Annotated in this window: 16 protein-coding genes, 2 rRNA genes and 1 pseudogene; 15 read left to right on the top strand and 4 right to left on the bottom strand. The window is 65.1% G+C overall.

Annotation, left to right across the window (positions count from 1 at the left end):
* The first annotated feature begins 109 nt into the window (after positions 1-109).
* Positions 110-1,839, top strand: a pseudogene (locus tag ACHQ4I_RS10595) (L-aspartate oxidase).
* 106 nt (positions 1,840-1,945) lie between these two features.
* Entirely contained in the window at positions 1,946-2,806 is an 861-nt protein-coding gene (gene nadC, locus ACHQ4I_RS10590) for a carboxylating nicotinate-nucleotide diphosphorylase (protein WP_420771517.1), read from the top strand.
* A gap of 207 nt (positions 2,807-3,013) precedes the next feature.
* Here the strand turns inward: nadC and ACHQ4I_RS10585 are convergent, their stop codons facing one another.
* Together ACHQ4I_RS10585 and ACHQ4I_RS10580 are read right to left on the bottom strand one after the other, a co-directional pair.
* Positions 3,014-4,192: a winged helix DNA-binding domain-containing protein gene (locus tag ACHQ4I_RS10585; RefSeq protein ID WP_420771516.1), complete on the bottom strand. Its 1,179-nt coding sequence runs from the start codon at positions 4,190-4,192 to the stop codon at positions 3,014-3,016.
* Between the two features lie 191 nt (positions 4,193-4,383).
* On the bottom strand, positions 4,384-4,719 hold the full coding sequence (locus tag ACHQ4I_RS10580) for an ArsR/SmtB family transcription factor (protein ID WP_420771515.1): 336 nt from the start codon (positions 4,717-4,719) through the stop codon (positions 4,384-4,386).
* Positions 4,720-4,828: 109 nt separating this feature from the next.
* Between ACHQ4I_RS10580 and ACHQ4I_RS10575 the strand changes: the two genes are divergently transcribed.
* From ACHQ4I_RS10575 to ACHQ4I_RS10555, 5 genes are all read left to right on the top strand, one after another.
* Positions 4,829-6,037 (top strand): MFS transporter, encoded by a 1,209-nt coding sequence (locus tag ACHQ4I_RS10575; RefSeq protein WP_420771514.1) that lies wholly within the window; start codon positions 4,829-4,831, stop codon positions 6,035-6,037.
* A 20-nt stretch (positions 6,038-6,057) separates the two neighbouring features.
* Entirely contained in the window at positions 6,058-7,059 is a 1,002-nt protein-coding gene (locus ACHQ4I_RS10570) for an alpha/beta hydrolase family protein (protein WP_420771513.1), read from the top strand.
* Positions 7,060-7,126: 67 nt separating this feature from the next.
* Positions 7,127-7,987 carry an arylamine N-acetyltransferase family protein gene (locus ACHQ4I_RS10565; protein ID WP_420771512.1) on the top strand — a complete coding sequence of 287 codons (861 nt, stop codon included), beginning with the start codon at positions 7,127-7,129 and terminating at the stop codon, positions 7,985-7,987.
* 110 nt (positions 7,988-8,097) lie between these two features.
* Positions 8,098-9,849 carry a penicillin-binding transpeptidase domain-containing protein gene (locus tag ACHQ4I_RS10560; protein ID WP_420771511.1) on the top strand — a complete coding sequence of 584 codons (1,752 nt, stop codon included), beginning with the start codon at positions 8,098-8,100 and terminating at the stop codon, positions 9,847-9,849.
* Positions 9,850-9,952: 103 nt separating this feature from the next.
* Positions 9,953-11,602 (top strand): serine/threonine-protein kinase, encoded by a 1,650-nt coding sequence (locus tag ACHQ4I_RS10555; protein ID WP_420771510.1) that lies wholly within the window; start codon positions 9,953-9,955, stop codon positions 11,600-11,602.
* Positions 11,603-11,655: 53 nt separating this feature from the next.
* On the opposite strand, the gene ACHQ4I_RS10550 is transcribed toward ACHQ4I_RS10555, so the two are convergent.
* Positions 11,656-12,516, bottom strand: coding sequence for a helix-turn-helix transcriptional regulator (locus ACHQ4I_RS10550; protein ID WP_420771509.1), 861 nt, complete (start codon positions 12,514-12,516; stop codon positions 11,656-11,658).
* A 139-nt stretch (positions 12,517-12,655) separates the two neighbouring features.
* Here ACHQ4I_RS10550 and ACHQ4I_RS10545 point away from each other — a divergent pair, with 139 nt between their 5' ends.
* Both ACHQ4I_RS10545 and ACHQ4I_RS10540 read left to right on the top strand, forming a co-directional pair.
* Positions 12,656-13,696, top strand: coding sequence for an aldo/keto reductase (locus ACHQ4I_RS10545; RefSeq protein WP_420771508.1), 1,041 nt, complete (start codon positions 12,656-12,658; stop codon positions 13,694-13,696).
* Between the two features lie 26 nt (positions 13,697-13,722).
* Positions 13,723-14,010, top strand: a complete 288-nt coding sequence (locus ACHQ4I_RS10540) for a putative quinol monooxygenase (protein WP_420771507.1) — start codon at positions 13,723-13,725, stop codon at positions 14,008-14,010.
* Between the two features lie 65 nt (positions 14,011-14,075).
* Here ACHQ4I_RS10540 and ACHQ4I_RS10535 read toward each other — a convergent pair whose 3' ends face one another.
* Entirely contained in the window at positions 14,076-14,729 is a 654-nt protein-coding gene (locus ACHQ4I_RS10535; RefSeq protein ID WP_420771506.1) for a Uma2 family endonuclease, read from the bottom strand.
* Positions 14,730-14,951: 222 nt separating this feature from the next.
* Between ACHQ4I_RS10535 and hisD the strand changes: the two genes are divergently transcribed.
* The 6 genes from hisD (at position 14,952) to ACHQ4I_RS10505 (ending at position 24,107) form a co-directional block, all read left to right on the top strand.
* Positions 14,952-16,289, top strand: coding sequence for a histidinol dehydrogenase (gene hisD / locus ACHQ4I_RS10530; protein WP_420771505.1), 1,338 nt, complete (start codon positions 14,952-14,954; stop codon positions 16,287-16,289).
* The gene (locus tag ACHQ4I_RS10525) at positions 16,286-17,419 is read left to right on the top strand and encodes a histidinol-phosphate transaminase (protein WP_420771504.1); all 1,134 of its coding nucleotides are present in this window, start codon (positions 16,286-16,288) and stop codon (positions 17,417-17,419) included. Before hisD ends, ACHQ4I_RS10525 begins: the two co-directional genes overlap by 4 nt.
* Positions 17,420-17,442: 23 nt before the next feature.
* The gene (gene hisB, locus ACHQ4I_RS10520; RefSeq protein WP_040688866.1) at positions 17,443-18,057 is read left to right on the top strand and encodes an imidazoleglycerol-phosphate dehydratase HisB; all 615 of its coding nucleotides are present in this window, start codon (positions 17,443-17,445) and stop codon (positions 18,055-18,057) included.
* Positions 18,057-18,689: an imidazole glycerol phosphate synthase subunit HisH gene (gene hisH / locus ACHQ4I_RS10515; RefSeq protein WP_420771503.1), complete on the top strand. Its 633-nt coding sequence runs from the start codon at positions 18,057-18,059 to the stop codon at positions 18,687-18,689. The genes hisB and hisH overlap by 1 nt, the downstream gene beginning before the upstream one ends.
* A 435-nt stretch (positions 18,690-19,124) precedes the next feature.
* Positions 19,125-20,641: ribosomal RNA gene (locus tag ACHQ4I_RS10510) — 16S ribosomal RNA — on the top strand.
* A gap of 329 nt (positions 20,642-20,970) precedes the next feature.
* Positions 20,971-24,107: ribosomal RNA gene (locus ACHQ4I_RS10505) — 23S ribosomal RNA — on the top strand.
* Together the 16S and 23S rRNA genes form the textbook arrangement of a ribosomal RNA operon.
* Positions 24,108-24,193: the final 86 nt, after the last annotated feature.

Raw genomic sequence — 24,193 nt, 5'->3', positions numbered from 1 at the left:
GCCGCCTTCGCGGTCATGCCGGAGCCGAGCGTCAGCGAGGCGCAGGCATGAGCGCGCCCGGGTGCGACCGGAGTGCGATATGCGCGCTCGTCCGGAGTGGCGGTGCGGAATGACCGCCGGGGCGGCCGGTAGCACCGCGCCGCGCATCGACTGGGAAGCCGACGCCGATCTGGTCGTGGTCGGCGGCGGCGTCGCCGGACTGACCGCGGCACGGACGGCATCGCTGCGCGGGCTGCGGGTGCTCATCCTCAGCAAAGGCGGGCCGACGGACACTGCCACCCAGTACGCCCAAGGTGGTATCGCTGTCGTCGCGCCACACGAGGATTCGGTGGAATCGCATATGCGCGACACCGTGGAGGCCGGTGCCGGGCTGTGTGACGAGTCGGCGGTGCGCTCGATCGTGGCGGGNGTCAGGCGGCCGTCGCCGCGCTGACCGATCTGGGCGCGGTCTTCGATCTCGCTCGGGACGGCCAGATTTCGCGCACCCGCGAGGGCGGGCACAGCACGCGGCGGATCATCCATGCCGGAGGCGATGCCACCGGCGCCGAGGTGCAGCGTGCGCTGAACGCGGCCGGACTGCCGGTCCTGTTCGGCGCCGCGGCACTGGAGATCGTCACCGGCCGGACCGGTGTGCAGGGCGTGATCGCGGTGTCCGAGAACGGATTCGGGGTCGTGCACGCACCGGCGGTGTTGCTGGCCACCGGCGGACTCGGTCAGCTGTACGCATTGAGTACCAACCCGCCGGGCGCGACCGCCGACGGTATCGCGCTGGCCCTGTGGGCCGGGGCGACGGTGGCCGATCTCGAATTCGTGCAATTCCATCCGACGGTGCTCTACACCCCGGGTGGGCTCGGCCGCAGGCCGTTGATCAGCGAGGCCGTGCGCGGCGAGGGCGCGACGCTGGTGGATTCCGAAGGGAATTCGGTGACCGCGGGTGTGCACCCGCGCGGCGATCTGGCCTCTCGCGATGTGGTGTCGCGCGCCATCGCCGCACGGATGCGCGCGCTCGGCACCGATCACGTCTACCTCGATGCCCGTGCGATCGACGGTTTCCCGCAACGCTTTCCGACGATCACCGCGTCCTGTCTGGCCGCGGGGATCGACCCGCGCACCGATCTCATTCCGGTCGCGCCCGCCGCGCACTATCAATGCGGCGGGATCGTCACCGACACGCACGGCCGGACCGCGGTTCCCGGTCTGTACGCGGCGGGTGAGGTGGCGCGGACCGGACTGCACGGCGCCAACCGACTGGCCTCGAACAGCCTGCTCGAGGGGCTGGTGGTCGGCGAGCGGGCGGGGGTGGCCGCCGCCGAACGGCTCGACGAGGACGCACAGGTGACGGAGGTGTCCTTCCACACCGTGCCGCGTGCCGCGCGAGCACTGGTACAGCAGTCGATGACATTGCATGCCTCGGTGGTTCGCGAGGCGGCCGGACTCGCGGAGGCTGCCGCGCGATTGCGAGATGCGGTGTCGCACAGTGCCGCGAACCGCTTGCGTGCCGGGTTGACCGGTGCCGCTCGAATCGCCGGAGTGACCGGTGTGGGTGGCGATATCTCCGCACTGCAGGGCACCGGGGAGTCGAGCAGTACGGCTGCGGCACAACGCATCACCGCGTTCGAGGATGCCGCACTGACCCTTACCGCCCAGGTGCTGCTGCTCTCCGCGGCAGCCCGCACCGAGAGCCGGGGCTGCCACACCCGCTCCGATCACCCGAACCCCGACGAACACCAACGCCACAGCCGCGCAGTACGTCTGGGCCCCGAAGGTCATCCGGTTCCGGCCCCCGACGGCCTCGACCTGGCCGACTGGACCCAGGACCCCATCCCCAGCGCCTCATGATCGGCGAGCGGGGACATGGCTGCGTCAGAGTTTCGGCGGACCGAGGTCCAGGCGACATGGCGGCCTGGCGATTCGAGAATTGCTCAGTAGGACGAGGAGTGCACTGATGGGTCTGGATACCGGCCTGGATCGTGACGAGGTGCTGACGCTGATCCGCACCGCGCTGGATGAAGATCTGCGCTATGGCCCCGATATCACCACGGTCGCAACGGTTCCCGCCGACGCGGCGGTCAAGGCGTCGGTGGTCTCGCGTCAGCCCGGTACCGTCGCCGGGCTCGACGTAGGACTGCTCGTCCTCGATGAGGTGATCGGCGCGGGCAACTACGAAATCACCGACCGGGTCGCCGACGGCACCCGGGTCGAGCCGGGCCAGAGCGTGCTCGGCCTCGTCGCACCGACCCGCGGCCTGCTCACCGCCGAACGCACCATGCTCAACCTGGTCTGCCACCTCTCCGGCATCGCCACCGCCACCGCGGCCTGGGTCGACGCGGTCGCGGGCACCAAATGCCGCATCCGCGACAGCCGCAAAACCCTGCCCGGCCTGCGCGCCCTGCAGAAATACGCGGTCCGCGTCGGCGGCGGCGTCAACCACCGGATGGGCCTCGGCGATGCCGCCCTGATCAAGGACAACCACGTCGTCGCCGCCGGTTCGGTAGTCGCCGCCCTACGCGCCGTCCGTGACCTGGCCCCTGATATCGCCTGCGAGGTCGAAGTCGACAGCCTCGAACAACTCGATGCCGTCCTGGCCGAAAACGTCGAACTGGTCCTCCTGGACAACTTCCCGCTCTGGCAAACCCAAGCCGCCGTCCAACGCCGCAACAACACCGCCCCCGACACCAAACTCGAATCCTCCGGCGGCCTGACCCTCGACCAAGCCGCCGACTACGCCCGCACCGGCGTCGACTACCTGGCCATAGGCGCCCTGACCCACTCCGTCCAAGTCCTCGACCTCGGCCTCGACATGTAGTCGGAACCGACGTCCATGCAGCCCGAGCCGCCGATAGTCGCAGCCGCCCGAATCGGGAATACCGCCGAGCTGACGCGCTTACTGGATGCCGAGCCGAACTCGGTGAACGCCAGAGCCCGGATGGGGATCACCCCGTTGATCGCCGTCACATGGCACGCCAATTCCGCTGGGGCGGTACGCCTTTGGCGTCACCCGCGCGACGGCGGATCAGGCTGTGAGTTCGCGTTCGAGGGGGGTGCGGAAGCGGGGGATGGCGCGGACTTCGCCGAACCAGGTGGTGGTGCGGGCGGCTTCGGTCTCGATCATCGCTTCGGCTTCGGAGCCCACGTCTTCCAGGAGGCGGTAGGCGATTTCGCCGTCTTTGCGCTGGCCCCAGCCGCCGACTATGCGGCCGTTGTGCCAGATGGTGGGGCCGATGTTTCCGTTGCGGTCGAACAGGGCTGGGGCGTGTGGGCCGAGGTACCAGGCACGCGACTGCCAGCCCATAGGGGTGGGGTCGAGGGCGGGGAGCAGGGCGGTCCAGGGTTCGGGTTCGGGGACCGGGGCCTGGTCGTCGGCGAGTAGTAGGCCGGTGACGCCGTCGAGATCGACCTCGACCACGTCGAGTTGGGCGAGGGCCTTGCGGACTTCGCCGAGGGTCCAGCCTGTCCACCACTTGATATCGGTGATGGGCGCGGGGCCGAAGGCGTAGAGCCACTGCCGGACGAGTTCGGCGCGGGCCGCATCGGCTGGCATGGTCGCGACACCTTGCGGCAGCCAGGTTTCTATCGGCGCCCAGGTGTATTGGCTGCTCGTCCAACTGCCGTTCGGTCGACCGCGCACGATGCGCCCCTCGACACCGAGGATCACGAGCACCCAGGTGGTGATGCTGGTGGGACGCGAATATGCCTTGTCCGGAGCGGTATTCACCTGCGTGCGCAGCCGCGGTACGTCCTTGCTCAACTGCGCGCCGGTCGCCGCCCCTCGCGCTAACAGCGCCCTGTGCGTTTCGTCTTCGACATCGGCGAGCCATGCCCGCACATCCCCGTCGACAACTCCGGCTTGCTCGATGAACCTGCCGTAGGTGCGACGTTGCTTCTCCGCCAACGCATCCGCGCACGACGCCTGCAACACGGGCAGCAATTCGACCGGCGCGACGAACATCGTGCGCCGCATCGCCAGCAGGCGCAGCAGCGTCCGATCGTCGTACAGCGCCTTCTCGACATGCGCGGGCTCGGCAGTCAGACTGCGCGCGCCCACCGACAGATACACCGTCGCCGGATCGGTCGCATGCAGCACGACCAGGGACCGAACGATATCGGCAACGTCATCGGTGCGGGACGTCGGCGTGAGCCGATGCCGCCGCGCAAGCCGGGCCCGCCGCTCCGCCGCATCAATCGAACGCATATGCGAATAGTAGCGGTCGGATACCGAACTGCTGCGACAACGCCCGACACGCCTCCTGCGCCGCCGCGATCTCGTCCTGATCGAAATTCCCATCCGCATTGCCGATCAAGACGACGGCCGGAGCCTCGGTCGACTGTCGCACGCGGTAGCAGGACCCACCGGGACATACCTGCTTCCGAAACACCGCCGAATTATGCCGGCTGCCAGGCGCGAACCAGATCGAGCAGGCCGGGAAAGCGGGCGTCGAGGTCATCGATTCGGACCCGGCTGCGGCGTTCGAGCCCGTACTGCCGCTGACGGGTGACCCCGGCCTCGCGCAGCACCCGGAAGTGGTGCGTCAGTGTCGATTTCGGTCGATCGATATCGAACCAGCCACAGGAGCGGTCGGTTTCGGGGGATTCGAGCAACAGTTTCTGCACCATGCTCAGCCGCAGCGGATCGCTGAGCACGCCGAGCACCTCTTCCAGCCGCAACTCGGCGCGCGCGGGCTCGGGCAGCGTGGTCGCGGCGGTGTCGGTGGCGGGCATCGGATCTCCTGCGGGTCTCGAATCCTTAGTTCGACTTCTATCGTACTAGATGTTAAGTTCGACTCTCGTCGTACTAGTACGAGAAATTTCGAACTGATGGAGGTTGGCGATGGCGACACTCGTGGCGCCCGAGTCGGAGATTGTCGAGCGCAAAGGCGCGGTGTGGCTGGCGGCTTGGCCTGTGTTGGCGGTTTTCGTGCTCTCGAACGCGCCGACGCCGCTGTATGTCGTGTGGCAGCGCCAGCTCGGCTTCTCCTCGGGCACCTTGACCGCCGTATTCGCCTGCTACATCGTTGGTTTGCTAGGCGCGCTGCTGGTCGCTGGCGTGGTCTCGGACCGCATCGGCCGCAAACCGGTGCTGCTGCCCGCGGTGGTGCTCGCGATGCTCGCCTGCGTGCTGTTCGCCACCGCGAATTCGGTTGCGGTGCTGGCGATCGCGCGCCTGCTCACCGGCATCGCGGTCGGTGCCGCCGTGTCGGCGGGTATGGCGGCGGTGACCGATATCGGCGGTCCGGAACACAAACGTGTTGCCGCACTGGCGGCGTCGTCGGCCATGGTGCTCGGCGCGGGATTCGGTCCGCTGTTGGCGGGTGTGCTTTCGCAAACAATGCCCGGCCCGACCGTCACCATTTTCATCGTCGAGATCGTCCTGCTCGCTTCGGCTTTCGTGGTCATCGCTCGGCTCGACCTGCCCAAGGGCGCGGGCGGGCGCGGCCCGTGGATCCGCATCCCGGCGGTCGCGCCGGGTGGCCGCACCGCGGTCCTGCTCGGCATCGCGGTCTTTGCCCCGGGCATCACCGCCACGTCGTTCGTGCTCTCGCTCGGCCCCTCCCTGCTGTCGAACCTGTTGGGCGCCACCAACCGGGTGCTCGCGGGCGGCCTGGCCTTCGTCATGTTCCTCGGCGCCACCGGAATTCAATTCGCGGTGCGGCGGCTGCGGTTGCGCGCGATCCTGCTCGGCAGCGCTGCGGCCACCTTGCTCAGCATGGTCACCCTGGGCTCGGCGCTGCGACTGTCATCGATCGCGCTGTTCGCCGCGGCCGCGATACTCGCCGGAATCGGTCAGGGCATGGGTCAGTTCGGCGGCCTCACCGCCATCAGCGCGAACGTGCCTGCCGATCGACTCGCCGAGGCCAATGCCGCCCAGAATGTCGGCGGCTACCTGCCCGCCGCCGTGCTCCCGCTGTCGGCCGGATTCCTCAGTGACGCAATCGGATTGCCGACGGGCGCGAGCACCTTCGCGGGCGTGGTCGGCACCGCCGCGGTGGTGGGCGCGATATTCGTCGCGACGCGCGCCGCTGCCATCGGACCCCGATAGCCGCATGTCATCATTCCAAGATGAGGCGCGGATACCTACTGCTGACGGTCTGCTGTGCGCTGCTCATCGCGGTGTCGACGACAAGCCTTGCCGCACCGGCCGTTTCGGCCGAACCGGAGTGCGCGGTCCAGGTGGACATCAGGCCGGTCACCCTGACGGTGGACGGCGAGGACGCCACCGGCCGCGTGTACGAGCCGTACCGTTGTGCGGCAGGCGATCTGACGCCGCACGATCTGGTCGTCGCGGTACACGGCCATGACGGCACCTCCGCCGACTACGCCGGATATCTGACCTCGATCGCCCGCCGCACCGCGACCCCGGTCCTGTCCATGGACGCACGCAGCGCGACCAGCGTCTGGCGGACCGGCGACTGGAACCTGTGGGCGGGCTGGCGCGATATCGTCACCGCCACCCAGTGGTACAAGAATGAGCACCCCGCGATCGGCCGCACCGTGCTATGGGGCTGGAGCCAGGGCGGCACCATGAGCGGCCTCGCAGTGGCATACGGCCCACCGGGACTCTTCGACTACTGGGTCGACAATTACAGCCCCGCAGACGATTTCACCATGTGGTTCGCCTCGGCGGGTGTCGATCCCGCGCTACCCGCCCAAATCGAACGCGACGCGGGCGGCTGCGCACCGACGGTCTGCCCACAGGCCTACGCCGAACGCTCACCCGTCCTGCTGGCCGCCCGAATGGGCATGAAACGCGCCTTCCTCGTGCACGGCACCGCTGACGACGTCGTGCCCTACCCGGCGAGTCTGGAGATGCGTGCCGGACTGGCGGCCGCGGGCAAACCCACCTCGATGTACACCATCGTCACCGGCCGCGACCTGAACGGAGCCGTGGTCCCGGGTGACCACAGCGTCGGCCCCGCGTACTTCGAGGGCGGCTGCGTCGTCGAGCGGTTGCTCATCGGCGCGGAACCCGTCGACGGACCGGACCGCGACTATCTGGTCGATGTCGCCCACGGCATCGACACTGCCCCCGCGGCCCCGTCGAATGCCAAATGCGCTGCCTGAACCCCGTGGGAACACCCGTCGGGGAGCTGTGGTTCATTTCAGCAAACCCGATACGAGGAGAACTGCGATGACGAAGCCGAACGATCCCGCCTACCACTGGAACGGCGAGGAGTTGGACCTCGACGCATACCTCACCCGCATCGGCTACGACGGTGACCGCACCCCTACGCTGGCCACATTGCGGGCCCTGGTCTACGCCCACACCACCACGATCCCGTTCGAGAACCTGGAGACCATCCTCGGCCGTCCGGTGCCATTGGACCTGGAAGCGTTGCAGAACAAGATGATCCGGCAGCATCGCGGCGGCTACTGTTACGAGAACGTCGGCCTGTTCGCCGCCGCGCTGGAACGGCTCGGCTTCGGCGTCACCGGTCTCAGCGGCCGGGTCACCATGGGCGCGTCCGGCGGTGTGCGTCCCGCCACCCACGCCCTGCTGCGCGTCACCACCAGCGACGACGACCGGATCTGGCTCTGCGATGTCGGCTTCGGCTCCGGCCCGCTCGCACCCTACGAACTGGTCGAGGGCGGCGAATTCGCGCTCGGCGACTGGCGATTCCGGCTCGAACACACCACCGGCGAACTCGACAGCGATCTGTGGGTGCTGCACCAATTCGGACGCGACGGCTGGATCGACCGCTACACCTTCACGTTGAACCCGCAGTACCGCACCGATTTCGCGGTCGGCAACCACTTCGTCTCCACGTCCCCGCGCTCCCCGTTCACCACGCGCCCGTTCGTGCAGCGTTTCCTCCCGCAGGTCCACCATGTCCTGGACGGCCTCACCCTCATCACCGAATACCCCGACGGCACCAGCGAAACCCGCGAACTCGAACCCACCGAACTACCCAAAATCCTCGCCGAGGTCTTCGACATCGACCTGTCCGACCCCGACGCCGCCGCCCTCGCCGAAACTCCCTGGCTCGCCTGAAATTCGGACCCGCCCCGGCGCCCGCAACGGGTGCGAATCCCGACAAGGGTGCGGATTCGCTCCGTGCGGGCTACCCGGGCCGGTCACCGTCGGCCACTAGAGTCGGCCGGGTGCGCGCATACCGGAATCTCCTCGTCCTGTTCGCAGCCGCCGCCGTGGCCTCGACCGGCTGCATTTCCGGACCGGACCAGCCCGACACCGTCGCCGGGCAGTTCGCCGACGCGCTCAACCGCGACGATATCGCCGCGGCCGCCGCACTCACCGACGATCCCGCCAAGGCCTCGGCTGCACTGGGCCAGCTCTATGACGGGCTGGGCAAAGAGGTGAAATTCGATGTCCGCGGCGCGGATAAGAACTCCTTCACCCTCGCCGCCACCTGGAAGCTCGGCAAGGACGGCAAGAACGAGTGGGCCTACACCACCAACGGCACCGCCAGTGATTTCGGCGACGGCTGGAAGATCAAGTGGGATCCCAACGCCATCGCACCCGGCCTCGTCAAAGGTCCGCTGAGCTACGGAACCACCTATCCGAAGCCCGCCCGCATCCTCGAGTCATCGGGCGGTGAGCTGATGACCGAGCAGGTGGTGACCCTGGTGAACGTCGCTCCCGGTGCCGACACCGCAGCGCTGGCCGGCGTTCTCGCCCCCGTCGCGGCGGGCATTACCGCCCAATCATTGCAATCGGATCTCGCTGCGGCACAGGGCAAGTCGATTACCGCCATCACACTGCGCGATGCCGATATCGCGCCGATCCAAACGGCGCTGGCCGCGATCCCCGGCGTCACCCTCGCGCCGCAGACCCGCCTGCTCGCCACCGACAAATCCCTGGCCTCCCCGGTGCTGTCGGGCCTCGCCGACCTGTGGCAGAACTCCGCCGACGCGGCCGCTGGCTGGGCGGTCCGGGCACAGACCCCCGACGGCACCGAACGCATCGCGGGCCAGGATCCGAAACCCACCGCGGACATCGTGACCACCCTCGACACCGATCTGCTGCGCGCCGCCGAGAGCGCGTTGACGCCGATCACCCAGCCCGCCGCGATCGTCGCACTGCAACCCTCAACCGGAAAGGTGCTCGCCATCGCGCAGAGCGCGGCCGCCGACACGCAGGGCCCGATCGCGCTCACCGGCCTTTACCCACCCGGTTCCACCTTCAAGACGGTCACCGTCTCTGCCGCACTCCAATCCGGCGCGGTGACACCGGATACGGTGCTGCCGTGCCCGGCCACCGCGAATATCGAGGGCCGCCGCATACCCAACGACAACAACTTCGATCTCGGGAACGTCCCGCTGCACACCGCTTTCGCCCAGTCCTGCAACACCACCATGGGCCAGCTCGCGGCGAATCTCGCACCGAACGGTCTGACCGATGCCGCGGCACAACTCGGCCTCGGCATCGACTTCGTCACACCGGGCCTGACCACCGTTACCGGCAAGGTGCCGACCGCCGACACTCCGGCGGCGCGGGTGGAATCGGGCATCGGCCAGGGCAGGGTGACGGCATCACCATTCGGCATGGCGCTGGTCGCCGCGTCCATCGCGCGCGGATCGATGCCGCTGCCGATGGTCGTCAACGGACAGCCCGGCGTCGCCGACCACGCACCGGCGCCGCTGCCGCCGACCATTGATGAGCAGCTGAAAACGATGATGCGCGAGACCATCACCGGCGGCACCGCGACCGCGCTGCGGGATATCCCGGGCCTGATCGGCAAGACCGGCACCGCCGAGTACATCGATGACAAACATGCGCACGGCTGGTTCGTCGGCATAGACGGTGACCTGGCCTTTGCCGTATTCGTGAGCGATGCGAACAGCTCGGGTCCGGCGGTGGAGGCCGCGGGTCGTATGCTTCGTGCGCGGCCGTGAATTAGCACGGCAGCGGCACTCGGCGCATTGTGGGCGGCGAATATACCCCCGCAGCCGCGTGCTGAGGATTGCGCCCCGCTACACTCATCGGCGGAACGCGTTGATGGTCAATACGCGTGATGTCACGATTTCGAGAAGGTTCGGAGTAGGCGCCATCGATACCGGTCAATTGATCGCGGAGCACTACCGCCTGGTCGAGCGGATTGGTAGCGGCGGCACAGGTGTGGTTTGGCGTGCCATCGACGAACGCCTGCAGCGCTCGGTCGCGGTGAAGCAGATCCACATCAAGCCCAGCCTGCCCGAAGCCGAGCGCGATGTGGTGCGTCAGCGCGCGTTCCGCGAGGCCCGCAATGCGGCGCGCTTCCAGCATCCGAATGCGATCGTGGTCTTCGATATCACCGAGCACAACGGCGATCCGTGCCTGGTGATGGAGTACCTGAAGTCGAAGAGTCTGGCCGGAGTGATCTCCGCGCAGGGCATGCTGCCGCTGACCCAGGTCGCGCGGATCGGCGAACAGGTCGCCTCGGCGCTCATTGCCGCGCATCACGCCGGGATCGTGCACCGTGATGTCAAACCGGGCAATATCCTGCTCGACGACACCGGCACCGTGAAGATCACCGACTTCGGCATCTCCCGCGCCACCGGTGACGTCACCCTCACCGAGACCGGTCTGATCTGCGGTACCGCCGCCTATCTCGCACCCGAGGTCGCCCGCGGCGCCGACCCGACGCCCGCCGCCGACGTATTCGCCTTGGGTGCAACGCTTTTCCACGCACTCGAGGGTGAACCGCCATACGGCTCCAGCGCCAACCCGCTGGCCGTGCTCTACGCCGCGGCCAACGGCCAGGTGAGCGAACCGCGACATGCCGGCCCGGCCACCGACTTCCTGCTGGATCTGCTCAGTCCGGAACCCGCGGAGCGGCCGACCATGCGCGCCGCCCGCGAACACCTGTCCGCGCTCGCCGACGCCGGTTCCACACCGGTGCACGCCGGATTCGTCCCCGCCAGTGAGGCTTTCGGCCGCCGCGGCGAGTCCGCCACCCGTGCCCTGCGGCCGCCCGCGAATCCGACGCCGGAACACCAGCCGACGGCCCGTCAGCCGCGTCCGGTGCCGCCGCCGCGAAATTCGGTCCGCCCCAACAACTCCGGCGGCGACTCCGCGCATCCGCGCACCGCCGCGCATCCGCGCACGACCACCCAGCCGCGTCCGCTGCCGCGCAAGTCCGGTGGCAAGCGCAAGGCGGTGCTGATCGGTGCGACCGTCGGTGCGGTGGTGGCCGTCGTGGCCATCGTGATCGGCGCGCTGACCCAGTCGGGCACCAATACGCCATCGGTGCAAGCGAGTCCGCCTTCATCGTCGGTTTCGAAGGGCGGGACCAGTTCCACGGCCTCTGCTGGTGCGCCGGGGCAGACGAAGAGCGTCGGCCCGGCAGACTCGCGGCAATCCATCGATCAAGTGGTGGACTTCTACAACAACCTCACCTATCTGAGGTTCGCGGCTGCATGGCAACAGTTGACTCCCGCTGCCCAGCGGGTCTACGGCACTCAGTCGGCCTTCCAGGATTACTGGACGCAGAATCGGGTCACGGGCTTCAACACCGTTGATGCCGGTGGTGGTACGGGCACCAACCCGGACGGTTCGGTGGAAGTCAATGTGGCCAGCGTGACCTCTGCGGGCCAGAACAGGTCGGTGACGCTGCGTTTGATCAACCCTGGCAGCGGGGCCCCACTCATTGACAGCGACACCCATTAACCCGCCTGCTCTACCGTCGAGCGGAAATTCAGCGACCCCGCTGGTCACGCGAATCACCCCGAGTGGGAGCCCGCCCGCACCGAGGTCCGCGCCCACGTCGCCAGCAGCTGCAATGCCGTTGCGCTCGGCGAATCCGGCTCGGTGGTGTGCATGATCAGCGCCTGATCCGGATCGTCGGGCAGGCGCAGCGTCTCGAAACCCAGCTCCAGCCTGCCGACCACCGGGTGCAGGTACACATAGCGCCCGTGCGTCTTGTCCTTGAGTTCGTGCCGCTCCCATAGCTTTTGGAATTCCGGCTCGGCGCTCAGCTCGTCGATTAGTGCGGCGATGCCCGCATCGCCGGGGTTGCGTGCCATATCCAGCCGGAGATAGGCGACGACGTCGGCCGCCTTCGCCGCCCAGTCCTCGTACAGCTCCCGCATCCCCTCGTCGAGGAAGACCAGCCGGGCCAGATTGCGATCGCGCGGCGGTAGCGCGCCGAAATCGGTGATGAGCGCTGCGGCCAGTGCGTTCCACGCGAGCACATTGGTGCCCCGGCCCACGATGTAGGCGGGCACATCGGCGGCCGCGTCCAGCAGCGTGCGCAGTCCGGGACGGACCTGCTGCTCGGCCGGCGGCTCCTCACCGGACCAGGGACGGGCCAGCCGATACAGATGCTCGCGTTCCACCTGGTTCAGTCGCAGCGCCTGCGCGACGGCGTCCAGCACCGACTCCGAAAAGTGCAGGGTACGGCCCTGTTCCAGGCGCACATAGTGATCGACGCTGACCCCGGCCACCATGGCCAGCTCCTCGCGGCGCAGGCCCGGCACCCGGCGGCGGCTGCCGTAATCGGGCAGGCCCACTTCCTCGGGGCTCAGGCGGGCCCGTCGGGAACGGAGGAATTCGCCTAGTTCGGCGCGTCGATCCAGATTCACGATTCCAGTATTACCGGGCGATAGCGGGCCAGGGTGGTCATGGTGTGCCCAGGCTCGGGAGGCGCTGTTTACCGCCCTTGCGGGAGCCGAAAGTAGAGGTCACAGCCGGAACGGTTCCGGCAACGAGGAGACAGACACAATGAGCGACACCCGCCCCTTCGGCGACACCGGCATGCGCATCACCCCGCTCGGCTTCGGCACCTGGGTCTTCGGCGGATCCGGTTGGCAGTACTCCTGGGGCGCCACCGACGACGCCGAATCGATCGCCGCCATCCAGCACGCGGTCGGCGCCGGAATCAACTGGATCGACACCGCGGCCGCCTACGGTCTCGGACATTCCGAGGAGCTGGTCGGCCGCGCCCTCGCCGACATCCCCGAATCCGAACGGCCCTACCTGTTCACCAAGACCGGTCTGATCTGGGAGGAAGGTGACGACCGTTCCGGCCCACCGCGCCGGATCATGCGTCCCGACGTAGTGCGCGAGGAGATCGAGAATTCGCTGCGCCGACTGCGCGCCGATCAGATCGACCTCTACCTGGTGCACTGGCCGGATACCGGTGGGGTTTTCGTCTACGGCGCCGAGGGCGAGGCCACTGACCAGGCCACTCCGCTCGAGGAGTACTGGCAGGTCATGGCCGATCTGAAGAAGGAGGGCAAGGTGCGCGCCATCGGTCTGTCCAACCATGACGCGGACCAGCTACAGGTCGCCGAATCCATCGCCCACGTCGATGCGATCCAGCCGCCGTTCTCGGCGATCAACCGCTCGGCCGCGGCCGATATCGCATGGGCACGCGAGAACGGCACCGGCGTGATCGTCTACTCACCACAGCAATCGGGCCTGCTCACCGGCACGTTCAGCGAGGAACGCCTGCGCAACCTGCCCGAGGAGGACTGGCGCCGATCGCACCCCGATTTCACCACGGGTCTGTCCGCCAACCTCGCCCTCGTGGAGGCACTGCGCCCGATCGCCGCCCGGCACGAGGTGACCGTCGCCGAAGTGGCCCTGGCCTGGGCAACCGCATGGCCCGGCGTTACCGGCGCGATCGTCGGCGCCCGCAACACCACCCAGATCGACGGCTGGCTCGGCGCCAGCGACCTCGCCCTCACCAGCGACGATCTCGCCGAGATCGAGACCGCGATCACCGCGACCGGCGCGGGCACCGGCCCCGCCCGCGGGTGATCCCGACAATCCCGAAGGAAACCGACATGACACTGCACGTAGTTGCCGAATTCCGCGCCAACCCAGGTCGCGAAGACCGGCTGCGCACCGCACTCGAAGCAATGATCGAACCCTCCCTCGCCGAGCCCGGCTGCCTCGTCTACCAGCCTTACACCGACCCCAACGATTCAACCCGCATGGTGTTGATCGAGGAATGGACCGGCCCGGAGGCCCTCGACGAGCACTTCACCACCCCGCACTTCTTCCACGTGCGCGACGTACTGGCCCAAATCCTCGCTGAGCCGATGGTCGTCAAACGCCTTGTGGCGGCCTGATACCCGCGATGCCCCGGTCCCTATCTTGGACCGGGGCATCGCGGTTGCGGTACGAAAGACCGCGGCTAGTACTCGAGTTCAGCCCATGGGATCGAGATCGGGAACGGGAAGTCGATCTCGATGCCGTTTTCGTCGTTGGGTACCCATTCACCGGCCAGCAGGTAGTTGGCAGGATGCAACGGGTGGACGCCCTCGGGGAGGCGGCCAGGAGCAGTCTCGAGGGCGTAGGCACGCACAGTGGCGATCGCACTGGCCTCGCGGGCCAGATGAACTTCCCAGTACCACGGGATTCCGGCGCTCGCGTAGCGGCCCTTCTTGGCCTCGATGTCGGTCTGTGTGTTCGAGGGGGACAAGACCTCGCCGACCAGCAGGACGTCATCGCCACGGACATCCTGATAGGGCGACTCGAGGCAGCGGTGGACGAGGAAGTCCGGCGTCAAGAAATCGGACTTACCGGTGCGTCCAAGAAAGACGTTGGTCTCGAAACCGGCTCGCCAGCAGTGCTGGGGACGATCCGACATATCCTTGCGCGCGCAACGCTCGAGTGCAGTCCACAGACGTCCCATGAAGACCTGATGTTCGGACGGACCGCGGCGCACCCACACCACCCGCCCATCCCATAGCTCGATCTGCTCGGCGATCTCCTCGGGAAGTCGCTCCAGCTCCTCCCAGGTCATGCGCTCGGGGAGATCGGGCTGCTGAACATGCGGAATGGACATGACGCCATCGTAGTCAACTTCAGCACGTCGCGAATCGCTGTTTCTCGGCCCGACCCGAGCAGATTCGACACCGGAACGAGTGTGCGTCATCGAACACCGGCGCGGCGAAAATCCGGTGGTGGCGGACCGATAGGCTGGTACCTGGAGTGGAGCGGAGAATACCGACCGCTCGGCGTCGGAAACCGGCGTCCAACGATCAGGACAGACAGGACCGCAGACCTCATGACATCCCGCATCGAGCTCGCCCGCGTCGATCTGCGCGGCCGTACTCCCTCCGCTGCCGAGCTGCGCACCGCGCTGCCGCGCGGGGGAGTCGACGTGGACTCGGTGTTGCATCAGGTGCGGCCGGTGGTGGAGGCGATCCGGGATCGCGGGGTCGCGGCGGCGCTGGAATTCAGTGAGAAGTTCGACGGAGTGATTCCAGCGAGCGTGCGGGTGCCCGCGGCCGAGCTGGAAGCCGCGTTGGACAAGTTGGATCCGGCCGTGCGCACCGCGCTCGAGGTCGCGATCGAGCGGACCCGCAAGGTGCACGCCGATCAGCGGCGCACCGACACCACCACCGAGGTCGTGCCCGGCGGTACGGTCACCGAGCGCTGGGTGCCGGTCGAGCGGGTAGGGCTCTATGTGCCCGGCGGCAATGCCGTCTACCCGTCGAGCGTCGTGATGAATGTGGTGCCAGCACAGGCGGCGGGCGTCGACTCGCTGGTGGTGGCCTCGCCGCCGCAGGCGCAGTTCGGCGGGCTGCCGCACCCGACCATCCTTGCTGCCGCGAAGCTGCTCGGCGTCGAGGAGGTGTGGGCGGTCGGCGGTGCGCAGGCCGTCGCGCTGCTGTCCTACGGCGGCCTCGATACCGATGGCGCCCAGCTCGAGCCGGTCGACATGATCACCGGTCCCGGCAATATCTACGTGACCGCCGCCAAGCGACTGTGCCGCGGCCTGGTCGGCATCGACGCCGAGGCGGGACCCACCGAAATCGCGATCCTGGCCGATGCCACCGCCGATCCGGCCCACGTGGCCGCGGATCTGATCAGCCAGGCCGAGCACGATGTGCTCGCGGCCAGCGTGCTGGTCACCGAGAGCGCCGAACTCGCCGATGCGGTCGATGCCGCGCTCAGCGCGCAGATGACCGTGGTCAAGCACGCGCACCGGGTCCGAGAGGCGCTGTCCGGCAAGCAATCCGGCACCGTGCTCGTCGACGATATCGAGCAGGGCCTGCGCGTCATCAACGCCTACGCGGCCGAACACCTGGAGATCCAGACCACCGACGCACCGGCCGTCGCGGCCCGGGTGCGCAGTGCCGGAGCGATTTTCGTCGGCGCGTACGCCCCGGTCAGCCTGGGCGACTACTGCGCGGGCTCCAATCACGTGCTGCCGACCGCGGGTTGCGCGCGGCACTCCTCGGGCTTGAGCGTGCAGACCTTCCTGCGCGGCATCCACGTGGTCGAATACACCGAGGCCGCGTTGAAAGATGTCGCCGGTCACGTGGTCGCCTTGGCCAATGCCGAGGATCTGCCCGCACACGGGCAGGCCGTGCAGGCGCGATTCGAGGCGCTGGCATGACCCCCGAGATCACCGTGCCCGGTGCCGAAGTCAGCCTCGACGATCTACCGCTGCGCGATAACCTGCGCGGCAAAAAGCCTTACGGCGCACCGCAATTGACGGTCCCGGTGCAGCTCAACACCAACGAGAACCCGCACCCGCCGAGTAAGGCCCTCGTCGACGACGTCGCCGAATCCATCCGCGCCGCCGCCACCGATCTGCACCGCTACCCGGACCGCGACGCCGTCGCCCTGCGCACCGACCTGGCCGAATACCTGACCCGCCAGACCGGCGTCGCGGTGAGCACCGCCAATGTGTGGGCGGCCAACGGCTCCAACGAGATCCTGCAGCAGCTGCTGCAGGCCTTCGGCGGACCCGGTCGCAGCGCACTGGGTTTCGTGCCGTCGTATTCGATGCACCCGATCATCTCCGAGGGCATCGATACCGAGTGGGTAGAGGCCAAGCGCAACGCCGACTTCTCCCTCGATATCGACTACGCGCTCACCACCATTGCCGAGCGTCGACCCGACGTGGTCTTCGTGACCAGCCCGAACAACCCGACCGGACACAGCATTCCGCAGGCCGACCTGGCACGGATTCTGGCCGCCGCGCCGGGCATCGTGGTCGTAGACGAGGCATACGGCGAGTTCTCCGCCGAGCCGAGCGCGATCGCGCTGATCGATCGGTATCCGACGAAACTCGTGGTCACCCGGACCATGAGCAAGGCCTTCGCCTTCGCGGGCGGGCGCCTCGGCTACCTGGTCGCGGCCCCCGCGGTAATCGATGCGATGCTGCTGGTGCGGCTGCCGTACCACCTGTCGGTGGTTACTCAGGCCGCCGCCCGCGCGGCCCTGCGGCACGCCGACGAAACCCTCGCCAGCGTCGCCGAACTGGCATCGCAGCGGGACCGGGTCGCGGAAGCGTTGCGCGCCATGGGTTTCGACGTGATCCCCAGCGATGCGAACTTCCTGCTCTTCGGCCGCTTCACCGATGCACCGCGCGCTTGGCAGCACTATCTGGACGGCGGTGTGCTGATCCGCGACGTCGGTATCCCCGGATATCTGCGCGCCACCATCGGTCTCGCCGCCGAGAACGATGAATTCCTGAGCGTCAGCGGCACCCTCGCCGATACCGACCTCACCATCCGATGAATCCGCCTGTGGAGGAAGCAACGATGAATCGCACCGCGCGGGTGGAGCGCGTCACCAAGGAATCCAATATCGTCGTCGAACTGGACCTGGACGGTACCGGCAAGACCGATATCTCCACCGGTGTCCCGTTCTACGACCACATGCTGACCGCGCTCGGCGCACACGCCAGCTTCGACCTGACCGTGCGCGCCGAGGGCGATATCGAGATCGAGGCGCATCACACCGTCGAGGACACCGCCATCGTGTTCGGCCAGGCGCTGGGTAAGGCGCTGGGCGATAAGTCCGGCATCCGCCGCTTCGGCGACGCATTCATTCCGATGGACGAGACCATGGCGCACGCCGCGGTGGACGTCTCCGGCCGCCCGTACTGCGTGCACACCGGCGAACCCGACCACCTGCTGCACGCGGTGATCCCCGGTTCCGGCCCGGGCGCGCCGTATTCCACCGTCCTCAACCGGCACGTTTTCGAGTCGATCGCGCTGAACGCCCGCATCGCCCTGCATGTGCGGGTGCTGTACGGCCGCGACCAGCACCACATCACCGAGGCCGAATTCAAGGCGGTGGCACGCGCTTTGCGCGCCGCCGTCGAACTGGACCCGCGGGTGAGCGGTGTGCCATCGACGAAGGGGACGCTGTGATGACCAAGACTGTCGCCCTGCTCGACTACGGCTCCGGCAATCTGCACTCGGCGCAGCGCGCGCTGGTCCGCGCGGGCGCGAATGTCGAGGTGACCGCCGACGCCGGTATCGCGCTAGCCGCCGATGGACTCGTCGTCCCCGGTGTCGGCGCATTTGCCGCGTGCATGGCCGGACTGCGCGAGGTGAAAGGCGAGCGCATTATCGGCCAGCGCCTCGCCGGTGCGCGTCCGGTGCTCGGAATCTGCGTCGGTATGCAGATCCTGTTCGAGCGCGGAGTCGAGTTCGGTGTCGAAACCGAGGGATGCGCGGAATGGCCGGGCGTGGTCGAGCGTCTTTCCGCTCCCGTGCTGCCGCATATGGGCTGGAACACGGTGTCGGCTCCGTCCGACAGTGTCCTGTTCGCGGGTATGGATAGCGATACGCGTTTCTATTTCGTGCACTCCTATGCCGCGCAGACTTGGGACCTGCCGCCGAGCGAACACTTCGCTACGCCCAAGCTCACTTGGGCAGAACACGGTGTCCCATTCCTGGCGGCCGTCGAGAACGGTCCGCTGTCGGCGACGCAGTTTCATCCCGAAAAGTCAGGTGATGCGGGCGCGCAGCTGCTCCGCAATTGGGTGAACTCGTTGTAAACACCCGCTGGCCAGGCGATTTGACATCGTGCACGCCGGTAAGTAACTTTATCCAAGTCAGAGCGACACGGACACCGACCCGGAGCCGAACGGCCTGGGAAACGAGGTAGGACGAGGAGCGCCTGACGATCACACTGGTTCGAACGGACCCTGATTTTGTGTCGGGGAACGGTTGGGCTAAGCTTCACCAAGTTGCCTCACGGAAGCCCGGATTTAATCCGGAGTGAATGTGTGTGCGTGTGTTCTTTGAGAACTCAATAGTGTGTCGATGAATGTCAGTGCCAATTATTTATTGGTTCCGGCTCCTCATACCCCCGTGTGGTGGGGCTGGACATTTTAGTCAGCAAATACTTTTGCTGGCGTTTGATTTTGCCAAGGTTTTCGGACTCTGGTTAATTCTTCTGATTGCATCCTTTGGGGTGTGATTGAGAGTCTTCAACGGAGAGTTTGATCCTGGCTCAGGACGAACGCTGGCGGCGTGCTTAACACATGCAAGTCGAGCGGTAAGGCCCTTCGGGGTACACGAGCGGCGAACGGGTGAGTAACACGTGGGTGATCTGCCCTGCACTTCGGGATAAGCCTGGGAAACTGGGTCTAATACCGGATATGACCACGGGATGCATGTTTTGTGGTGGAAAGATTTATCGGTGCAGGATGGGCCCGCGGCCTATCAGCTTGTTGGTGGGGTAATGGCCTACCAAGGCGACGACGGGTAGCCGACCTGAGAGGGTGACCGGCCACACTGGGACTGAGACACGGCCCAGACTCCTACGGGAGGCAGCAGTGGGGAATATTGCACAATGGGCGGAAGCCTGATGCAGCGACGCCGCGTGAGGGATGACGGCCTTCGGGTTGTAAACCTCTTTCGACAGGGACGAAGCGTAAGTGACGGTACCTGTAGAAGAAGCACCGGCCAACTACGTGCCAGCAGCCGCGGTAATACGTAGGGTGCGAGCGTTGTCCGGAATTACTGGGCGTAAAGAGCTTGTAGGCGGTTCGTCGCGTCGATCGTGAAAACCTACCGCTCAACGGTGGGCTTGCGGTCGATACGGGCGGACTAGAGTACTTCAGGGGAGACTGGAATTCCTGGTGTAGCGGTGAAATGCGCAGATATCAGGAGGAACACCGGTGGCGAAGGCGGGTCTCTGGGAAGTAACTGACGCTGAGAAGCGAAAGCGTGGGTAGCGAACAGGATTAGATACCCTGGTAGTCCACGCCGTAAACGGTGGGTACTAGGTGTGGGTTTCCTTCCACGGGATCCGTGCCGTAGCTAACGCATTAAGTACCCCGCCTGGGGAGTACGGCCGCAAGGCTAAAACTCAAAGGAATTGACGGGGGCCCGCACAAGCGGCGGAGCATGTGGATTAATTCGATGCAACGCGAAGAACCTTACCTGGGTTTGACATACACCGGAAACCTGCAGAGATGTAGGCCCCCTTGTGGTCGGTGTACAGGTGGTGCATGGCTGTCGTCAGCTCGTGTCGTGAGATGTTGGGTTAAGTCCCGCAACGAGCGCAACCCTTATCTTATGTTGCCAGCGCGTAATGGCGGGGACTCGTGAGAGACTGCCGGGGTCAACTCGGAGGAAGGTGGGGACGACGTCAAGTCATCATGCCCCTTATGTCCAGGGCTTCACACATGCTACAATGGCCGGTACAGAGGGCTGCGATACCGTGAGGTGGAGCGAATCCCTTAAAGCCGGTCTCAGTTCGGATCGGGGTCTGCAACTCGACCCCGTGAAGTTGGAGTCGCTAGTAATCGCAGATCAGCAACGCTGCGGTGAATACGTTCCCGGGCCTTGTACACACCGCCCGTCACGTCATGAAAGTCGGTAACACCCGAAGCCGGTGGCCTAACCCTTGTGGAGGGAGCCGTCGAAGGTGGGATTGGCGATTGGGACGAAGTCGTAACAAGGTAGCCGTACCGGAAGGTGCGGCTGGATCACCTCCTTTCTAAGGAGCACTTCTACGCTGGTCGGTTCGAACAGTCGTCCTCGACCGCGTCAGAGACCGTTTAGTTCTCACATGTAGAACTGCGGACGCTCATGGGTGGAACGCTGACAAGCTTTATCGCATTCGATCAATCCTGTGTGGTTGGTCGCGGTGAATATATCGACACACTGTTGGGTCCTGAAAGAACAGGCGTTCTTTCCAGGCAAGATAACGATCCGCTCGGATCTCCTGTCATACCGGGAAGGCTGAAAGGTCTTCTGCTGGTGCGGGGTTGGGGTTTGAGTGGGTGTGTTGTTTGAGAACTGCACAGTGGACGCGAGCATCTTTGTTAGTAAGTGTTTAAGAGCGTACGGTGGATGCCTTGGCACCAGGAGCCGATGAAGGACGTAGGAGGCTGCGATAAGCCTCGGGGAGCTGTCAACCGAGCTGAGATCCGAGGATTTCCGAATGGGGAAACCCAGCACGAGTGATGTCGTGTTACCCGCATCTGAATATATAGGGTGTGTGGAGGGAACGTGGGGAAGTGAAACATCTCAGTACCCACAGGAAGAGAAAACAATAGTGATTCCGTGAGTAGTGGCGAGCGAAAGCGGATGAGGCTAAACCATGCGGATGTGATAGACGGCAGTCGTTGTCCGTGTGGGGTAGTGGGGCTTTTCTTCTCATCACTGCCGTGATGAGCGAGAGTTAGAAACCAAGTTGTTAGTTGAAGTGGTCTGGAACGGCCTGCCATAGACGGTGATAGTCCGGTAAACGAAAACTTCTTGGCTCTCGTGAAAAGTGCCCGAGTAGCAGCGGGCCCGTGAAATCTGCTGTGAATCTGCCGGGACCACCCGGTAAGCCTGAATACTCCCTGGTGACCGATAGCGGACTAGTACCGTGAGGGAAAGGTGAAAAGTACCCCGGGAGGGGAGTGAAATAGTACCTGAAACCGTGCGCTTACAATCCGTCAGGGCCTGCGCCACCTTCGGGTGGGTGGGTGATGGCGTGCCTTTTGAAGAATGAGCCTGCGAGTTAGTGGCATGTGGCGAGGTTAACCCGTGTGGGGTAGCCGTAGCGAAAGCGAGTCCGAATAGGGCGTTTCCAGTCGCATGTTCTAGACCCGAAGCGGAGTGATCTACCCATGGCCAGGGTGAAGCGACGGTAAGACGTCGTGGAGGCCCGAACCCACTTAGGTTGAAAACTGAGGGGATGAGCTGTGGGTAGGGGTGAAAGGCCAATCAAACTCCGTGATAGCTGGTTCTCCCCGAAATGCATTTAGGTGCAGCGTCACGTGTTTCACACCGGAGGTAGAGCTACTGGATGGTCTAGGGGGCCTACAAGCTTACCGAAATCAGCCAAACTCCGAATGCCGGTGTGTGAGAGCGTGGCAGTGAGACTGCGGGGGATAAGCTTCGTAGTCGAGAGGGAAACAGCCCAGATCGCCGGCTAAGGCCCCTAAGCGTGTACTAAGTGGAAAAGGATGTGGAGTCGCGAAGACAACCAGGAGGTTGGCTTAGAAGCAGCCACCCTTGAAAGAGTGCGTAATAGCTCACTGGTCAAGTGATTCTGCGCCGACAATGTAGCGGGGCTCAAGTACACCGCCGAAGCCGCGGCATTCACACATAACACCGAGGTTGGTCTACGGATCTTCTTCCAGTGGTGTGGATGGGTAGGGGAGCGTCGTGTAGCCATGGAAGCGGCGGAGTGATCCAGCCGTGGAGGCTATGCGAGTGAGAATGCAGGCATGAGTAGCGAAAGACGAGTGAGAAACTCGTCCGCCGAATGACCAAGGGTTCCTGGGCCAGGTTAATCCGCCCAGGGTGAGTCGGGACCTAAGGCGAGGCCGACAGGCGTAGTCGATGGACAACGGGTTGATATTCCCGTACCCGTGTATCCGCGCCCAATGGCGAATCAGTGGTGCTAAGTGCCCAAAACCTGAAAGACTTCCTTCGGGAAGCTGGATGGGGCTGCGCACGACCCCTGCTGTAGTAGTCAAGCGATGGGGTGACGCAGGAAGGTAGCTGGGCCAGTCAGTGGTTGTACTGGTGTAAGCCTGTAGGGCGTTGTGTAGGCAAATCCGCACAACATTGAGCCTGAGAGGTGATGCGTAGCCGATTGAGGTGAATTCAGTGATCCTATGCTGCCGAGAAAAGCCTCTAGTGAGTTGGTACACGGCCCGTACCCCAAACCGACACAGGTGGTCAGGTAGAGAATACTGAGGCGATCGAGAGAACTGTGGTTAAGGAACTCGGCAAAATGCCCCCGTAACTTCGGGAGAAGGGGGACCACGTCTGGTGATGGCCCTTGCGGTCTGAGCTGGGTGTGGTCGCAGAGACCAGAGAGAAGCGACTGTTTACTAAAAACACAGGTCCGTGCGAAGTCGTAAGACGATGTATACGGACTGACGCCTGCCCGGTGCCGGAAGGTTAAGAGGACCGGTTAGCGCCCTTCGGGGTGCGAAGCTGAGAATTTAAGCCCCGGTAAACGGCGGTGGTAACTATAACCATCCTAAGGTAGCGAAATTCCTTGTCGGGTAAGTTCCGACCTGCACGAATGGCGTAACGACTTCTCTGCTGTCTCAACCACAGACTCGGCGAAATTGCATTACGAGTAAAGATGCTCGTTACGCGCGGCAGGACGAAAAGACCCCGGGACCTTCACTATAGCTTGGTATTGGTGTTCGGTACGGTTTGTGTAGGATAGGTGGGAGACTGTGAAGCTGGCACGCCAGTGTTGGTGGAGTCATCGTTGAAATACCACTCTGATCGTATTGGACTTCTAACCTCGGACCATGATCTGGTTCAGGGACAGTGCCTGGTGGGTAGTTTAACTGGGGCGGTTGCCTCCTAAAATGTAACGGAGGCGCCCAAAGGTTCCCTCAGCCTGGTTGGCAATCAGGTGTCGAGTGCAAGTGCACAAGGGAGCTTGACTGTGAGAGTGACAGCTCGAGCAGGGACGAAAGTCGGGACTAGTGATCCGGCACCGGCAAGTGGAAGCGGTGTCGCTCAACGGATAAAAGGTACCCCGGGGATAACAGGCTGATCTTCCCCAAGAGTCCATATCGACGGGATGGTTTGGCACCTCGATGTCGGCTCGTCGCATCCTGGGGCTGGAGTAGGTCCCAAGGGTTGGGCTGTTCGCCCATTAAAGCGGCACGCGAGCTGGGTTTAGAACGTCGTGAGACAGTTCGGTCTCTATCCGCCGCGCGCGTCAGAAACTTGAGGAAGGCTGTCCCTAGTACGAGAGGACCGGGACGGACGAACCTCTGGTGTGCCAGTTGTCCTGCCAAGGGCACTGCTGGTTAGCTACGTTCGGAAGGGATAACCGCTGAAAGCATCTAAGCGGGAAGCCTGTTCCAAGATGAGGTTTCTCACCACCTTCGAGTGGTTAAGGCCCCCCACAGACCATGGGGTTGATAGGCCAGAACTGGAAGCCCGGTAACGGGTGTAGGTGACTGGTACTAATCGGCCGAGGACTTACCAACAAAGAAGCTACGCGTCCACTGTGCGGTATCTGAAACAACACACAGATACAGATGCACCACACAAACCCCCTGGGGTGGGTGTGGGT

The sequence above is a fragment of the Nocardia nepalensis genome, assembly GCF_048910785.1.
GTDB lineage: Bacteria > Actinomycetota > Actinomycetes > Mycobacteriales > Mycobacteriaceae > Nocardia > Nocardia nepalensis.
This window is presented reverse-complemented; position numbering and strand designations above follow the sequence as displayed.

What these genes read in the sequence shown, in the direction of transcription:
- ACHQ4I_RS10525 (WP_420771504.1), top strand. Translation starts at nt 16,286, where the DNA reads ATGACCCCCGAGATCACCGTGCCCGGTGCCGAAGTCAGCCTCGACGAT.
- hisD (WP_420771505.1), top strand. Translation starts at nt 14,952, where the DNA reads ATGACATCCCGCATCGAGCTCGCCCGCGTCGATCTGCGCGGCCGTACT.
- ACHQ4I_RS10555 (WP_420771510.1), top strand. Translation starts at nt 9,953, where the DNA reads ATGGTCAATACGCGTGATGTCACGATTTCGAGAAGGTTCGGAGTAGGC.
- ACHQ4I_RS10540 (WP_420771507.1), top strand. Translation starts at nt 13,723, where the DNA reads ATGACACTGCACGTAGTTGCCGAATTCCGCGCCAACCCAGGTCGCGAA.
- hisB (WP_040688866.1), top strand. Translation starts at nt 17,443, where the DNA reads ATGAATCGCACCGCGCGGGTGGAGCGCGTCACCAAGGAATCCAATATC.
- ACHQ4I_RS10565 (WP_420771512.1), top strand. Translation starts at nt 7,127, where the DNA reads ATGACGAAGCCGAACGATCCCGCCTACCACTGGAACGGCGAGGAGTTG.
- ACHQ4I_RS10545 (WP_420771508.1), top strand. Translation starts at nt 12,656, where the DNA reads ATGAGCGACACCCGCCCCTTCGGCGACACCGGCATGCGCATCACCCCG.
- hisH (WP_420771503.1), top strand. Translation starts at nt 18,057, where the DNA reads ATGACCAAGACTGTCGCCCTGCTCGACTACGGCTCCGGCAATCTGCAC.
- ACHQ4I_RS10580 (WP_420771515.1), bottom strand. Translation starts at nt 4,719, where the DNA reads ATGCCCGCCACCGACACCGCCGCGACCACGCTGCCCGAGCCCGCGCGC.
- ACHQ4I_RS10570 (WP_420771513.1), top strand. Translation starts at nt 6,058, where the DNA reads ATGAGGCGCGGATACCTACTGCTGACGGTCTGCTGTGCGCTGCTCATC.
- ACHQ4I_RS10585 (WP_420771516.1), bottom strand. Translation starts at nt 4,192, where the DNA reads ATGCGTTCGATTGATGCGGCGGAGCGGCGGGCCCGGCTTGCGCGGCGG.
- ACHQ4I_RS10575 (WP_420771514.1), top strand. Translation starts at nt 4,829, where the DNA reads ATGGCGACACTCGTGGCGCCCGAGTCGGAGATTGTCGAGCGCAAAGGC.
- ACHQ4I_RS10535 (WP_420771506.1), bottom strand. Translation starts at nt 14,729, where the DNA reads ATGTCCATTCCGCATGTTCAGCAGCCCGATCTCCCCGAGCGCATGACC.
- nadC (WP_420771517.1), top strand. Translation starts at nt 1,946, where the DNA reads ATGGGTCTGGATACCGGCCTGGATCGTGACGAGGTGCTGACGCTGATC.